The 15,839-nt window shown below is 44.8% G+C and carries 11 protein-coding genes; 3 read left to right on the top strand and 8 right to left on the bottom strand.

Annotation, left to right across the window (positions count from 1 at the left end; translation table 11 throughout):
• Positions 1–13 precede the first annotated feature (13 nt).
• The 3 genes from MKY66_RS15310 to pdxS form a co-directional block, all read right to left on the bottom strand.
• Complete coding sequence (locus tag MKY66_RS15310; RefSeq protein ID WP_062834547.1) at positions 14–1,246, bottom strand: PTS transporter subunit EIIC; 1,233 nt, start codon at positions 1,244–1,246, stop codon at positions 14–16.
• A gap of 202 nt (positions 1,247–1,448) precedes the next feature.
• Positions 1,449–3,962 carry a helix-turn-helix domain-containing protein gene (locus tag MKY66_RS15305; RefSeq protein WP_339805107.1) on the bottom strand — a complete coding sequence of 838 codons (2,514 nt, stop codon included), beginning with the start codon at positions 3,960–3,962 and terminating at the stop codon, positions 1,449–1,451.
• A gap of 153 nt (positions 3,963–4,115) precedes the next feature.
• Positions 4,116–5,000: a pyridoxal 5'-phosphate synthase lyase subunit PdxS gene (pdxS, locus tag MKY66_RS15300; protein ID WP_200869424.1), complete on the bottom strand. Its 885-nt coding sequence runs from the start codon at positions 4,998–5,000 to the stop codon at positions 4,116–4,118.
• Positions 5,001–5,147: 147 nt separating this feature from the next.
• Between pdxS and MKY66_RS15295 the strand changes: the two genes are divergently transcribed.
• From MKY66_RS15295 to MKY66_RS15285, 3 genes are all read left to right on the top strand, one after another.
• On the top strand, positions 5,148–6,638 hold the full coding sequence (locus MKY66_RS15295; RefSeq protein ID WP_076210664.1) for a PLP-dependent aminotransferase family protein: 1,491 nt from the start codon (positions 5,148–5,150) through the stop codon (positions 6,636–6,638).
• Between the two features lie 59 nt (positions 6,639–6,697).
• Positions 6,698–8,719 (top strand): ATP-dependent DNA helicase, encoded by a 2,022-nt coding sequence (locus MKY66_RS15290; RefSeq protein ID WP_076210665.1) that lies wholly within the window; start codon positions 6,698–6,700, stop codon positions 8,717–8,719.
• A 146-nt stretch (positions 8,720–8,865) separates the two neighbouring features.
• Positions 8,866–9,393 (top strand): DinB family protein, encoded by a 528-nt coding sequence (locus MKY66_RS15285; protein WP_076210667.1) that lies wholly within the window; start codon positions 8,866–8,868, stop codon positions 9,391–9,393.
• Positions 9,394–9,459: 66 nt separating this feature from the next.
• On the opposite strand, the gene MKY66_RS15280 is transcribed toward MKY66_RS15285, so the two are convergent.
• The 5 genes from MKY66_RS15280 to MKY66_RS15260 form a co-directional block, all read right to left on the bottom strand.
• A complete protein-coding gene (locus MKY66_RS15280; protein ID WP_256704218.1) occupies positions 9,460–10,404 on the bottom strand; it encodes a family 43 glycosylhydrolase in 945 nt (314 codons plus the stop codon).
• Entirely contained in the window at positions 10,394–12,112 is a 1,719-nt protein-coding gene (locus MKY66_RS15275; RefSeq protein ID WP_076210671.1) for a discoidin domain-containing protein, read from the bottom strand. The genes MKY66_RS15280 and MKY66_RS15275 overlap by 11 nt, the downstream gene beginning before the upstream one ends.
• A 71-nt stretch (positions 12,113–12,183) precedes the next feature.
• On the bottom strand, positions 12,184–13,869 hold the full coding sequence (locus tag MKY66_RS15270) for a hypothetical protein (protein ID WP_076210673.1): 1,686 nt from the start codon (positions 13,867–13,869) through the stop codon (positions 12,184–12,186).
• A 49-nt stretch (positions 13,870–13,918) separates the two neighbouring features.
• The gene (locus MKY66_RS15265; RefSeq protein ID WP_017688372.1) at positions 13,919–14,788 is read right to left on the bottom strand and encodes a carbohydrate ABC transporter permease; all 870 of its coding nucleotides are present in this window, start codon (positions 14,786–14,788) and stop codon (positions 13,919–13,921) included.
• Positions 14,789–14,806: 18 nt separating this feature from the next.
• Positions 14,807–15,691: an ABC transporter permease subunit gene (locus tag MKY66_RS15260; protein WP_026081071.1), complete on the bottom strand. Its 885-nt coding sequence runs from the start codon at positions 15,689–15,691 to the stop codon at positions 14,807–14,809.
• Positions 15,692–15,839: the final 148 nt, after the last annotated feature.

Below are 15,839 nucleotides of genomic sequence, written 5' to 3'. Positions count from 1 at the left end.
CACCCTTCTGATATCAATTTTGTTCTTGTTCTTTCTTCAGTTCCTGTGCATCATACAGTTTAAAAAACGGAAACCAGACAATAAATACAATCACCAGGACGACCGCCAGCAAGATAAGCCCATTGAGTCCGGACATAATGTAAGTGGACAGGCCGATCGGTGTGTACCATAACTGGAAGATCTGGCTCGGAATTCGCACCCAACCCCAGTCGAGAGCCAAGTACACAATCACCGGCGTGATAAGTGAGTTAATCCACATCGGTACCATGAGTAATGGATTAAAGGCGATCGGTGCTCCGTACACGACGGGTTCATTGATGTTGAACAGGGACGGGATAATAGTCGCCTTGCCGACAGATTTCAGTTTTTTCGAACGTGCCATCAGGAACCAAACAACTAACGGCAAGGTCGCACCCATACCGCCAATACCCAGCCATCCGGAGAAAAAGGTTTCAAATGTGTTGATATTGACTGGATCTTGTCCTGCTGCCACAAGAGCTGCATTTTCTTCGATTGCAGGTATCCAGATCGCGTACCAGATCGGTGTCATGACCCACGGGCTTACGCCGAAAGAATACAGTACAACACCAATGAAATTGAACAATAAAAATCCGGTTAAACTTTGCCCTACGGCATTGATCGGCTCAAATACGTTTACGATCAGTCCAAAAATATCAAAATGAAGCTGATATACAAGCAACCATCCTGTTGTTAATACCAGGGCGATCGGGACGAGAAAATCGAACCAGTCCATAATGAATTCGGGAAGTGAAGACCCCTTTTTGAAGAACGAAAATTTGTTGCACATGATCATTACAAGAGCGACAAATACACCTACCAGGAGTGCTGTAATCATACCCGAGGGTCCAAATCGTTCAAGGATGAACTGAATGGTACCGTCTTCGTTTACCGTCGGGTTAAGCAGCATAACGAACAGAGATATCCCCGTCATTCCCGCCAGCAACTTGATTTTATGTCGTTCTCTTTTTTCCATCACAACATAAGGCGTCAGAAAAGCAATAAACAACCCGAGCAAACCGAAACTGAATGTCGTGATAGGTGTCAGGTCCGGCATTCCCGGAATGAAATCCTGCAAAATCGAAATCAATGTAATAATCGAACCGATGAAAATCATCGGAATGGCGACCATGATGGCTTCTTGAATCGAAGAAACCCAAATATTGTTCGTAAACGCCTCCAATCTTGGCGCAAACGAATCTGTCATCCATTTCATGAAACGCTTCATCCAAAACTCCCCCTGTCTTCCTCTATGCTGCCACAACCATAGTATATCGATTTGTGTTAACGCTTTCTTGTTGGAACTTGCCGCATCATGGTTCGTTTTTTGCCCAATCCATCGCTATAGTTCTAGCTTGCCAGCCTGAACAAGAAATAAACAACAAAAAACATCCCTTCAATACTGAAAGGATGTCTTAAAAGCACTTTTTTTAATATTGTCTATCCAAAATGAGCAGCATTACCCCATGCGGTGGAAGCAAAATCTCTCTGCGCCAACTTTCATCTCTTACCATCTCTGTCCCCATCACGGGTCCACTCCTGCCGTTTAGATAGGCAATTTCTTCTTCCGTCAAGGAATAGGGCGATCCCATGCGGGTCCACTCATCAAATACCGAGCCATGCTCCCGATCCAGTTGATAAGTGGTGCATTTATAAGGTCCCTCGAGATTGCTCAGGGTAAGTTCATAAGTTTTGCTGCCTTTTTCCTCAAATACGTCATAGCGGGTTGAGCTGGATAATTCCGACCAATCTCCACTTGCAAACAGCTGGTCTACGTGAACATAGTGATAGAACAAAAACTGCATGCTTCCGTCCCTTTTTCGGGTTCCGACATAACCGTCCCCCTTGACCATCAGCTCATCCCCAAGCTTTTGCATAAGCTCAAATGCATAATAGCTGGGTTTCTTCAGCCCATCGCGGTTAATCAGGCCAAAACCTCCGTAGAAAGGAGAAGCGGGAACGATACTTTCTTCGAATACATCGGTAAAGGACCAGAAAGCCATCGCTTTCACGTCACCGAGTGTGTTCATGGTGTGGTAAATGACAAACGGAGCCATAAACATGGTATCGTGCAGCAAGTTCCGGTCATACAGCGAAAAGTTCCACTCGGTGACATGAAGTTCAACATGACCGTAAGATGACGTATTCATTTTTTGCCGCATAAGCTCAATACTTTCTTTATAAAAAGAAGGCGGCATGATCTGGGTTAAACGATCGTCTTCAACTTTTAGCTTGGGATACTCCGAATAGATATGAAACGAGAAAAAGTCGAGAGCCACTTCACGCTTGCGGCAATAGGACAAAAATTCCTCAGCCCAGGTATCATTCCAGAGAGATCCGTAACCCATAGCTGGGCCCCCCACCGTCAGTTCCGGCAAAATCGATTTGATGGCATGAACGGTCGATTCGTAAAACGCAAAGTATTCTTCCTTGCTTCCTGCCCAACAAACACCCGCCAGGTCGGGCTCGTTCCATACTTCGAAATACCACTGCCTCACTTCTTCCGCACCATAACGATTCAAACAATGGCGAACAAATTCACCAACAAGCGTCTGCCACTTGGCAGGGTCGGATGGCGGGCTAATATTCCCCCTCCACCAAAACAGCGTTTCTTTCGATCTCGCCAGTTGGCTCGGCATAAAACTTAATTCCACAAATGGCCGAACGCCCTGATCCAGCAGGAAATCATATAATTTGTCCACATAAGACCAATTATAGAGGGGGATGCCCTTTTCGTTCTCGCTGTACACCATCATCTCGTCATTGAAGATGCCATGAAATCGAATATATTGAAAAGGCACTTTTCCTTTCAGCGCGGAGAGCTGCTTCCGCCAATCTTCACGCAAACCTTCAATGGCTCTACCTGCCGTCATGGTCATATTCCAGTGCTTTTCATAGACAGACGACGTCTGATCCGCACGAATTTCAATATAAGTTTGGTCTGACAGATGTACAGACGGTATAGGAAGCGTGTCTTGATCAGCGTCAACCTTAACATCCAGATATCGATACAGTAAACCAATCGCATTCAACGTTTCCATCTCGTAATAATCTCCGCTTGAAGATTCCTCATATGTTTTGGGTTTGCGGTTTACATTCAACTGATGGAGTTCCGGTGTACGCGAAGCTTCCCGATAGGAACCAGGCGTACAGCCGTACTTTTCCTTGAAATATTTGTTAAACAGCTTCACATTGGCAAATCCGCAATCCAGCGCGATCTCCGAAATATTTTTATCGTTGGCTGCCAGCTGAGCCTGAGCCTTCTCCAAGCGAATGAGCGTCAAATACTTTTGAAAAGGTATCCCGATTTTGTCGGTGAAGAAATGGGAGAAATAATGCAAACTTAAATGTTCGGAATCCGCCATATCCTGCAGTGTAATCTTCTCATTGTAGTGTAAATCAATATATGTGAGGACCCTGTTCAGTCTTTTATAGTCATAATCCCTGCTACCGTCTTCCAATGCGGAATTCGTACCACTGGAAAAATACCTCTGCAGGCATCCGCATAACATCTGTAATCTGCCCATTGTGAAATTTTGATAACCCGGCGTTTTTTTGTTGATCTCCCATACCATCTGCGCAAGATATTGTTTAATACTTTGCAGGCGAGGAGCGTTTTGTTCCACATTCATAGCAGAGTTACAGGAGATAAATGCATTATTGTTCATCAACTCGGGACCGAACTGCAATGTTAATAACACATTGTCCTGATTGGTTCGTTCGATCTTGTGGACGGACATACTGTTAACCACGATCACATCATCTTCATGCAGTGTATATTGCTGCTGGTCCAGATACATGATGATTGAACCGTGGAGAACATATACAACTTCCACTTCCTTGTGCCAATGAAAATCAATATGTTTTACCGAGTTCACGAAGAGTTTCATAGGCAGATCGTCCTGATGTTGAATAAACTCATATAGATAGCGAATTGTCTGCACCTTCCTTCATACCGATTATTATAGGCACAGCATTTTGAAGATATCAACAAACTACATATTAAGAACAAAAAAGCCGATCAATTAAGGTTCAATTGATCGGCTCTTCTCTATATAAATGTTCAAACTACCTATTCAACTAGATGCCCTGTTATCTTACCAACCGCGGTTGGACATGCGCTCTTCTGGAGCCAATTTAGAAATTTCGATCCCTTTCATCGGGGCGCCCAAGTTTTTGGATACTTCAGCAATCAGTTTGTAATCGGTGTAATGTGTTGTAGCTTCAACGATTGCACGAGCGAATTTCTCAGGGCTATCGGATTTGAAGATACCTGATCCTACAAACACACCGTCTGCTCCCAGGTGCATCATTAATGCTGCGTCCGCCGGAGTAGCTACACCGCCTGCTGCAAAGTTAACGACAGGAAGTTTTCCGTTTTCATGAACTTCGCGCAGCAACTCATAAGCTACACCTAGATTTTTTGCTTCAGCGTACAGCTCGTCTTTGGACATGTTTTGCACTTTACGGAGCTGGCTGTTAATTAGACGCATATGACGAACTGCCTCAACAATGTTGCCCGTTCCAGGCTCACCTTTTGTACGAATCATCGATGCACCCTCACCAATACGGCGAAGAGCTTCTCCCAAATCTTTGGCTCCACATACAAATGGTACAGTAAACTCATGTTTATCGATATGGAACACTTCGTCTGCTGGAGTAAGAACTTCACTTTCATCGAGATAGTCCACACCTAGGGATTCAAGCACTTTGGCTTCTATGTAATGACCGATACGTGCTTTGGCCATAACTGGGATAGATACAACCTTCATAACCTCTTCAACGATGGTTGGATCTGCCATACGAGCTACACCGCCAGCTGCGCGAATATCGGAAGGTACCCGTTCAAGAGCCATAACAGCTGTTGCCCCTGCCGCCTCAGCGATTTTAGCTTGCTCTGCATTCATAACGTCCATGATGACGCCACCTTTTTGCATTTCAGCCATTCCTCTTTTTACACGATCTGTACCTGTTTGCATGATTGTAGTCCTCCTAAGTAACTTTTGGGTGATTTTCAATAAAGGCATCGCTCTAATCTATGATTTAGTATAGAATGAGAATGGTCATATAAAAAGATCCAATAATTTTGATTTTTATTGTACCACTTTAATGATAACTCTGGAGGTCCTATGCAATTTCATGTAGCTTACAGTTCATATTTGAACCGAAAATATACGAAGATGAAGGCTCTCTATCATGCCATTCGTGATGCAATTCATGAAGGTATTCTTATACATGGCGAGAAGTTACCCTCTACTCGAGAGTTAGCTGCAACGTATCACATTTCCAGAGGAACCGTGAATCAGGTCTATGATACGTTGACTGCACAAGGTTACATTCATTCAGAGCATGGAAGAGGAACCTTTGTTGCATATCAGTTGGACTTAAGCAATGATGCTTCCACCGAGAAAGCTTGTACGCATCACTTATCTGCCTGGGGGAACCGTATTCAGCAGTTTGAACAGCAGTCGATTCAAAGAAATACACCAGCCAATGCTCATACACATGATTCCAGAATGAATAGCGACGAAGTGATCGACTTTAGCAAATATCAACCTGACTTCTCCAAGTTTCCTTACGATGAATGGAATAATCGATTGTATGCAGAGATAAGGCAGCGTGAGCTTCACCTGAAAGCAACCTCTGCTATGGTTAGTTCAACCGGGGATCCAAAATTGAGAGAAGCCATTGCTGCCTATCTGCGGAGGATGCGGGGCATTCAAGTTGATCCGGATCATATTGCAGTAACTGCAGGCTCCATGCAAGCTATAGCTCTACTCACTCAATTACTTGCAGATCCTGGGGATTATGTCGTGACAGAGAGTCCTTGTTATGTCGGGATTTCTAAAGCCATATTGGCTGCGGGTGCAAAGTTGATTGAAGCTAATCTCGATGGTCAGGGCGTTGTGCCCCAGGACTGGGAAGCACGTATGTTGTTTGTCACGCCGTCACGACAATTTCCTACTGGTGAAATGCTCAGTCTGGAACGCAGACAAACCTTGCTGGACTGGGCACAGCGAAATGATGCCATGATTGTTGAAGATGATTATGATAGTGAATTCCGATATCGTGGAATGCATGTTGAACCACTGAAAACGCTCGATAAAGCAGGACGCGTAATCTACCTGGGTAGCTTTACCAAAACCTTGCCTTTAGAAGTACGACTTGGTTATGTGGTTCTTCCCCCTACCTTGGCTGATACTTTTAGAAAGGCACAGGCATTATACGAGCCAAGACCCGTTAACCTGATCGAACAACGGGCATTAGCTGCATTCATGACAAGTGGTCAATATGAGCGTCATCTGCGCAGAATGAATCGATTATACAGTCGCAAATTCCATCTGTTACTCAAACATTTGAACAAGCAACTCTCTACATGGTTTGATTGGGTGGAGAATGAAGCGGGTCTACACGTGTTTGGCTGGTGGCGAGGTAATGTGACCACTTATGAGGCCTTTCGGGAATCGGCTAGGTCACAAGGTGTGGTATACTCAGAAGTCAGCAGTTCAACGTCTGTTGGTACGAAGTATGGTATCTATTTGTCTTTTGCACATTTGTCAGATGAACAATTACAGGAAGGCGTATCCAGATTGAAAAATGCCGTTACAACTGTATTGTGACGTAAATCGTCTCCAAAGTGAGTACAAGAAGATCATCATTCGGAAGAGAGGCGATCGTTATGAATTGGTTAAATGAACTTTATAAAATAAATAAGCAGGAACCGGACAAGGAAATCGAACGTTCTTTGGTTAACGCCATCTTCCGAATATATGACCGGTTCCCCCGAATTGGCCTTAGAGAGCGGATCGGACAGCAAGAAATGTCTCTCGATATCGCCGATGCTTATATCCATGGACATAATGCCATGATTGAAGCTGGTGTCGGAATCGGTAAGTCTTTTGCGTACCTGATCCCAAGTCTGCTCACGAATCAAATGTCTCAGAAACCAGTCATTATAGCGACATCCTCCATTCAGCTCTCGGAACAGATACATAAAGATTTAAGGATTATTGGTAGTCGGTTGGGATTCTCAACGGTTCGCTCCGTGGTGGGAAAAGGCATGGGGCAGTATGCCTGCCGAAGTAGAGCAGCGGAATGGATCAGTCTTGATGATGCAAACTCCTCCGTATCTACCCTCGCACAGCGCATATTAGATTATGAAATTGATGAAAGAGCCGATATTAAAGCTGGAGTTAGTGATGCCGAATGGTCCCACGTTTCCGTGAATGATTGCAAATTTGAACGTTGTCATCACAAAAATGCATGTTTGTTTTACGATATGAGAGCGAAATTGAATGCAAAAGCTCACGAGATTGATTTTATTATCGTGAACCAGGACTTGCTCATACGGGATTTGATGAAGAAAAAAGAAGGAACCAAGAGCATCATCTCAGAACAGCCTGCTCTGATCGTCATTGATGAAGCGCATAATCTGGAAACAAAAGTTCGGGATGCCAGAACACTCGAGTTCACATATCGGGGAATCTGCCGCATTCTGGATACCACGGTGCAGCTTCTCACGAAGCAGTCCGGGGATAAAAGTCTCTTCTCACAATCCAAGTTCATCAAAAACTGCGCTGAGCGCATCTTCAAACAGGTAAACGCGGATTTGCTCCACCATGCCAAGCAGGATAACGACCGAATTAAAGTGTCAGAGATCAAAGGAATACCGTTGAACCAGGTCTCGAACGAATTAAAAGATCTCAGTCTACGCCTTTCCATTTTGACCTCACGCCACGAGCGGGAGATAGATGACGCTTTTGAAGCCATGAATGGGCTCATTACGCTCATCCATGTCTTGGCTGAAATAGAGGACAACTATCTCAGATGGGCAAGCAGTCCCCTTGGAGTAACCACAATCAGCATCTGTCCCAAAGATATAAGTCAATTTCTGAAATACGCTTTATTTAATGGCAAGGTACCTGTAGTCCTAACATCAGCAACGCTGTGCCAAGGCGGGGATACGCTGGAGGAACAATATTCTTATATGACGGACTCCCTCGGTTATAAGGGAGATTTCTTAGAGCGCCAACCCTCCCCTTTTGACTACACCAACCATGCCATGATGTATATTTCGAACAAAGTTCCCTATTACCACCACGATCAGCGCGAAAACTATCTTAAAGCAGCTTACAACGAAGTGGTTCAACTCTGTAATCTAACTCAGGGAAGAACAATCATCCTTTTTTCAGCAAAAGAGGACATGAAGTACATTCACAAAAAGTTGATCTCAAGGGCTAATGAATACACATGGGCAGTCCATGTTCAGAAAGAGGGGTCATCACAGGACAGTGTCATCGCCGAATTCAGGAAAAGCAAAGGTGTACTGCTGGGTACCGGTGTATTCTGGGAAGGCGTGAATATCGAGGGGTCTGACCTGTCACAGGTCATTATTTTCCGACTGCCCTTCCCTGTTCCATCGGATCCTGTGTATGAATATAAGTCATCTGTAACGGAGAATCCGTTCATGGAGGTGTTTGTACCGGACATGCTTCTTCGGTTGCGGCAAGGAACGGGACGCTTGATTCGTAGTGAAACCGACCTTGGCATACTCAGCATACTTGACTCCCGTCTCAGCGAAGCGGCTAAAAAGAGTTACCGGGCACAGGTGCTGGACACGTTGCCGTTCAAAAAAGTGACGGAGGATTTTGTGGTTTTGGAGAAGTTTGTTCAAACTAAGGGGATACGACGAACGGATTAGAAGTGGTACACCCAAACGCTATAAACTGTTCAAATCACATGAAACGGCCCTTCCACCTATCAAGCGGAAGGGCCAATTTTAATGCTGGAAGTAAGATTTATGCTACAATATATTCCAGATCTACGAATCCCAAAGGAGGTATTACCATGGTTGAAAGACCAACTACAGAGGAATATGCAGCTTATTATGAAGGGTACATCCAGCTTGTTCCTGAAGGGAACATCATCGAACGCTTAGAGCTGCAAGCCAACATCATACCAACTTTGCTCTCTTCATTGACAGAGGAGCAAGCAAATTATCGGTACGCCGAAGGCAAATGGAGCGTGAAGGAGGTCATCGGCCACCTTTTGGATAACGAACGCATCATGAGCAGCCGATTGCTTCGCATTGCCAGAGGTGACAAAGCGAATCATCCCGGCTACGATCAGGACGTGCTTATGCAGACCCACCCTTTTAATACGTATACCCTCGCCGATTTGAGCGAAGAATATGCCGTCACACGCCGCTCAACCATTCTTATGCTTCGTCGCCTCACGCCGGAAGCTTGGCTCTGTAGAGGGATCGTCAGTGAGAATCCTGCTTCAGCTCGATCGATTGCATTTGTTATGGCTGGACATGAGCTCCATCATTTATCAGTACTTCGCGATCACTATTCGCTGGATGTGCAATTATAAAATTCACTCAAAAAGACTTTGAACCTGCATTTTCTGTAGGATCAAAGTCTTTTCTCATCAGCCCATTTATCGATCAAAATGAATCAGAAGTGCATCCTCTCTCAAAGACAACGTGGAATAATGATTCAGAATCGGAATGTCCCCACTGAACTCAATGGGCAGTACCACATAGCTGGACTGAAAATAATCCGATCCGTTCCAGCGATCTGAAAAGTATAGGTACTCCTCTTCTGATCGCTTCAGCACAAATGCTGGTTGCGTTCGGTACGTCGTTTCATCGCCAAAATCGCTGAGCATCCCCCATGGTCCATCCATCGTATCAGCCATCGCGTACTTTCCTTGATTGGGTTCCCAACCCGTGCAAAAGGAGCTTATCATATAGTACTTCCCTTTTCGTTTAAAGACGGCTGGCGCCTCTCGATATTCCCCCTGCCACAACTTCCCAACAAGACTTTCGACATTAAGGTAATCTTCTTGAAGGCGATAGATGTGAAGATCCGCATTGTCTCGGGCAGCTGAAATAAAATATGCCGTACCGTCATCATCCTGAAAGAGTGTGCAGTCACGCGACATATAACCATACGGATTAAAGCTGCCATGATAAACGAAATGGCTATCTGGAAAATCAGAGGTGGCTATGGCGCACGCGGCATCATTGTAATTGTCACCATTCTCATAGTGGACCCAGAGTACGAACTTTTTTGTCACCGCGTTGAACAGCACTTTAGGTCGTTCGAGATTTACCTTTCCGCCTTTGTCATTCATTAATCTCAGATTCGTCCGAACTCGAATGGGTGCAGCTGGCGTAGAGGTCATCAGGATATGGTTCCGAAACTCCCAGTTGAATAGATCCTTGGAACGGTAACAACTAACATAAATATCGTCTCTCCGATCTTCACCATACCAGTAATAATAATCGTCATGGAATAACATATGTCCACCATGGGCATGAATCGGTTGACCACTGAGATCCTTCCAGATGGTACCATTGATTAGTTTATTATTCTGCACTTGTTCCAAATATCTTCACCTCCCATAGTCTTGGTGTGTACCAATTGTTGGGGTTGTTATGAAGTGCCGCATTTTGCATATTAATTCGTACATATCTGGCAGCATTACTCGATAGCGTATCTGATGTGAAACCGTAAGATGTATTATTGGTTCGATCCAATGCCACGGTCCAGTTCACATTATCCGTACTGGTCTCGATTTTGTATTTGTAAAAACCTTCGGAGCCTTTTTGCATCCACCAGGAGATTTGCACATTACTCAATTGTTGAACGGAGCCGAGGTCTACCTTCCACCAATGTGGCCAGGAACTGCCTGTGCCGATCCATTCGGTTTGATAGTTACCATCATTAGCATAACTTGCCGGGTACGTTCCGGTAGCCGTTTGCGCTGTTGCAGGTTTACCTTGCGACAGCAGTTTTCCATTCTGAACGGGAACGACAACATCATCACTTGTGTTGTACAGGACTTGATCAAAATAATCATAAAATGCGTAACCATCGGAGAACCAAACGGGAAGCAATCGTTCCTCCGTTGTTCCATTTTGCGAACCTGCCCAGCCGAACATCCAGCGATATGCAACCATAACCACGTTGTTGCCCGTATCTGGCTTCACCCGCATGACGGAACCCGACTGCGCCGAGAAGGTTGACGTGTTGCCAATCGTCCGTAATTCAGACCAATCGCCGTCTATGCTTGTTGCTGAAGAATACAAGGGTATGCTCGGATACCATCCTGCTGCTTGGGAAGAGAACAAATAATAAATGCCATCTTTTTTGATCATTTTGGGCAGTTCCCTGTGTTGATTTTGGTAAATAACTGAAACTTGATGATCCACATCCAGCCAATCGGAGGTCAATTTATACAAAATCGTGTCCGAATTATTATTGGCCGTAGAGATCAGATACGCCGAATCATCGTCATCTTTGAAAATGGAGATATCTCTGGACTCGTTTCCTTCCGGTCGAAAGCTTTTGTGAAATGTAAAGTTTTCTCCAGGCGTAGCCGAAGCTACAGATACCCTGGCAAGTGTGTAGTCTGTACTGTTTTCATAGTGAGCCCAAAAAACGAATTTGTTCGTGGGCGCATGGTATAGGATATTAATCCCCTCAAATTTAGAATTCGCCAGATCGGGATGATCCGTGTAGGAAAGAACCACTTTGTCGTTACCGTAAGTGATATCATCCGTTGAAGTCTGTTGAATCATTTCACCAAAACCGCCTGATGATTTTTGTACGAAATTGAATCTGTAGTAGGTATCCCCCACTTTTAGTTCATTCGGAAGCATGAGCGTTGATTGCGTTGTATTATCAAAAGTTGTGAGGTTTTCTGGAAGAGTGTAAGGGGTATATTCTGGTGAGACAGCGGAGGCAATGAAGGAAGTTCCCCCATATGCTTTCACTTGGTATTTGTACGTGCTACCTATGTTGAGGTCATAATCGTCCGTCGTTATACCGGTTAAGGTCTGTAATAAAGTATATGGCGCATTGTTCTCGGATCTGTACAACTCGTATGCTGTGGCTCCCGTTACAGGTGCCCAATGAATTTTGGCATTGGATACTTCGGATTCGTTCTTCAATACAAACAGTGTTGCAGCAATATGGGTCTCTTCGCCAGCGGCAGCGTGAACGGTCTGAGCTGAGGACGTTAATTGAAGTGTTAACAACATCAATCCAATGACGATAGCCATCCACGATTTACCTTTGATCATGTCTCATCATCTCCTTTTTTAGAAGACCAACCTTCCTGTTGTAGGAAGGCTGATCCAGGTGAAACTTGACTTTATTTCAAATTCATCAGTGTCATTACATCCGTCTCACTGGCTTGGTTGTACCATTCGTTAACTTCTTCGATCACGGTGTCTCCGCCTTTTTCATGCCACTGTTTCACAAAGGTATCAAATGCTTCAAGCGGCTCATTGCCATATATGATTTTGGTGAACGTCTCCTGTTCCATAGTGGTCAACTGTTCCCACACATTTTGCATCGTTGGCGTTGGTGGACCGTTAAACTCATTTGGTAATAAAACATCTCTGTTTTCATACGAAATACGATATCCGTCCTGCGTCGTTTGATCTTTTGAAGCACTCTGAATGAGGACGCCCGTGTCGGCTTTAACTCCATTCGCCAGATCGTAGTAGGATTGGCCGGGACCATCAACACTCGGTGTATTTTTGGTAAATGCCATTTTTCCAACGCCTTGTACAGCCTCTAATGGTGTATTGAATTTCGTTGGATCAAAAGTGACTTCATCGTTAACGATATCGTAATCGTATCCTTGAGCGTAGCCGTATTTGAACTCTCCCGTGCTGAACGCTGCGTCGTACATTTTATCGTAGTACAGGAAGAAGGCTTCCATGTTCTGAAAATCCTTGTTAAACATGAACACACCATCGTTCAACTGGGCGGATTGGTAGGTCTTATCACCGTTCACACCTTGAATGGTCGGATAAGCACTAATTTTTGCACCATCCACATTTTTCTCTACGTCCTTCACACTGTCGTACAGCCAAGGACGACCAATGATGATACCAGCTTTCCCCTCCGTAAAATCAGACAGTGCATCCCAGGCCCCTTGGGTGGCCAGTTCTTTGTTCAAGTACCCTTTTGCATACCAATCACGTAACTTGGCAAGTGCTTCTTTGTTGCCAGGAGCCACAGATCCATAGGTGAGTTTGCCGTTGTCGTTATGCCATTGTCTTGGAAGATGTTTGCCCGTGTATGCGCTGAATATCATGACCGGATCGCTGACCCAGCCCGTATTGTAGGAATCTTTACCTGAAAAAGTAAAGCCGTATGTGTCTTTCTTGCCGTTCCCATCCGGGTCCTCATTAGTGAACGCCGCGATGACTTGTTCAAACTCATCAATCGTTGTTGGCGCTTCCAAATTCAATCTGTCCAACCAGTCCTGGCGGATCAACATGACTTCGCCTTCCGTTAAATTCGGCGCAATCGCCATCCCGTAGACCTTGCCCTCCCTAACCACTGGATTGAAGGTGGTCGGGTATTGTTTGTATATTTCTTTTATCCGGTCAGGCATGTAGGTTGAGATGTCTTCCGTAATCTCCTTGACCTGCCCCGACTCGATCAGATCATTGACCAGCATGGTATCATAGACGGGCAGAACGTCTGGCAGCTTCTCGGAACCTGTCAGTGCCAGCCTCAGCTTGGTATTATATTGTGAAGCATCACCTCCCAGCAGGGTGGTTTGGATTTTGATACCCAGGTTTTGTTCGCCCCAGCGGGTCAATACATTGTCATTCAACGTCTCACCGTTGATGTACTTTCCAGCATTTTCATCCTGTTGTTTGGCGATGGTGATCGTAAACGGTGGATCATATTTTCCGTCCTTAAGCACCGATGCCGGTGCGGTCTCGGAAGCACTCTCCCCTTTGCTACAGCCAGCCACAAGAACAGCCGACAGCATAACCATACTTACCATTTTCCATAAATCAGTTCTTTTCTTCATGGAAACATGCCCCCTTCACTCATACTCAATTTGTTTTTCGTCATCCTAACTATTCTTTGACGGCTCCTAGTACAATTCCCTTTACGAAATATCGTTGTAAAAAAGGATAGACCAAAATGATCGGTAGCGTGCTGACAAAAATTTGCGCTGCTTTGATGCTCTGTTCAGACATGGCTGCCACCTCAGACTGGCTCATTGCCATATTCTGCATATTGCTCTGCACGACGACCGTCTGTAAAAACGAAGCTAACGGATACTTACTTGCATCCGACATGTACAATATCCCGTCAAACCAGGAATTCCAGTGCCCCACCATAATGAACAAGGATACGGTCGCTATGCCGGGCAGAGATAATGGTAAATATATTTTGCTGAGAATTACGAAAAAGGACGCTCCATCAATAAATGCTGCTTCTTCCAAGGCTTTGGGAATCGTTTTGAAAAAATTGACGAGAAGAATCAAATTATAAGCACCGAAAGCTCCCGGTAGCACAAGAGCCCAAATTGTGTCCTTTAAACCAAGGGCTGTGATCAATATATAAGAAGGTATCAATCCCCCCGAGAAGAGCATGGTAAAGATAAAAAACCACATGAGCACGTTGCGTCCCCTGAATTCCTTGGACAGGGCATATCCTGCACAGGTAAGAATAAACATACTGATGGTTGTACCCAATACGGTTCGAGTGATGGATGTCAGCATGGCACCGTTGAAATTAGAATTGTTGAACGTTTTTACATAGGCGTCCACATTGAACCCCACCGGCCAAAATGAAACCATATTACCGCTAATGGCCGCTTTGCTGCTGAGCGATTGCGCCAATAGATGAAGCAGTGGTAGGAAACACGCCAGCCCCGCCAGTATCATAAACGCGTAATTAAAATAGGAGAATACTCTATAACCTGTCGTCTTATGGTACATGAACCCTCTCCCTCCTTGTTAGAATATTTTGTAATTGGCATACTTATAGGCCAGCCTGTAAGAGACAACGATCAAGATCAAGCTAATCCCCGATTTGAACAATCCTACTGCTGTCCCGAACCCGTATTGCCCGTTTAACAAGGATGAACGGTAGACATAGGTGTCAATGATATCTCCCGTACTGTAGACAAGCGGATTGTACAGATTGAAGACCTGATCAAAGCCCGCGTCCAGAATATTGCCCAGACTCAGCGTAGAAATGACGATAATCATAGGCAACATGCTAGGCAAGGTGACGTATCGAATTTGCTGCCGACGTGTGGCACCATCAATCTCGGCCGCTTCGTAATAGGAAGGATTAATTCCCGCAATGGTCGCCAGATAAACAATCATGCCAAAGCCAAAGCTCTTCCACACATCGCTGATCACAACCGTAAATCGAAACAGATCAGGATCTCCCAAGAAGTAAATGGGATCGTTCCCAAAAATCTGGGTCAAGATGTGATTGATTCCTCCGTCTAATCCGAGAATGTCGATCATCAACCCCGCGACCGTTACCCAGGACAAGAAATGCGGCAGATACACCAGTGTCTGAACACTTTTCTTAATGCCCATATTTCGGATCTCGCTCAGCAGAATAGCCATGACGATTGGAACGATAATACCAACGATAATTTTAGAAACGGCGATAATTAACGTATTAACGATCGCTTGTGTGGCTTCTTTGTACTGGAAAATTCGTTCGAAATTATCTAACCCGATCCACCGTGAACCTGTGATGCCCAGCCATGGTTTGTAGTCCTGAAATGCCATGAGCAAACCTACCATCGGGCCATAAGAAAAGATGCAAACAAACACAAATGCGGGAATACACAGTACATACAAAGGCCAGCTTTTCTTGATTTCCTTTTTGAATGAAGTCCGCTGGGAAAGCTTTGTTTTTGTTTTTTTAGCGGATCTGACGGGCACAATCTCGTTAATGTTGCATACCTCCTCTATGATGGTTCTTCGAAAGCGATCCTTGCAGTTAAGCTTAACAAAAGCGCTTACA

It is taken from the genome of Paenibacillus sp. FSL R5-0766 (genome assembly GCF_037971845.1).
In the GTDB taxonomy this organism is placed as follows: domain Bacteria; phylum Bacillota; class Bacilli; order Paenibacillales; family Paenibacillaceae; genus Paenibacillus.
The sequence above is the reverse complement of the archived record's forward strand: the minus strand, read 5'-3'. Positions and strand labels throughout refer to the sequence as shown.

Excerpts from the sequence above, each read along its gene's own strand:
- MKY66_RS15295 (WP_076210664.1), top strand. The coding sequence starts at position 5,148 with ATGCAATTTCATGTAGCTTACAGTTCATATTTGAACCGAAAATATACG.
- MKY66_RS15290 (WP_076210665.1), top strand. The coding sequence starts at position 6,698 with ATGAATTGGTTAAATGAACTTTATAAAATAAATAAGCAGGAACCGGAC.
- MKY66_RS15270 (WP_076210673.1), bottom strand. The coding sequence starts at position 13,869 with ATGAAGAAAAGAACTGATTTATGGAAAATGGTAAGTATGGTTATGCTG.
- MKY66_RS15265 (WP_017688372.1), bottom strand. The coding sequence starts at position 14,788 with ATGTACCATAAGACGACAGGTTATAGAGTATTCTCCTATTTTAATTAC.
- MKY66_RS15285 (WP_076210667.1), top strand. The coding sequence starts at position 8,866 with ATGGTTGAAAGACCAACTACAGAGGAATATGCAGCTTATTATGAAGGG.
- MKY66_RS15310 (WP_062834547.1), bottom strand. The coding sequence starts at position 1,246 with ATGAAGCGTTTCATGAAATGGATGACAGATTCGTTTGCGCCAAGATTG.
- MKY66_RS15275 (WP_076210671.1), bottom strand. The coding sequence starts at position 12,112 with ATGATCAAAGGTAAATCGTGGATGGCTATCGTCATTGGATTGATGTTG.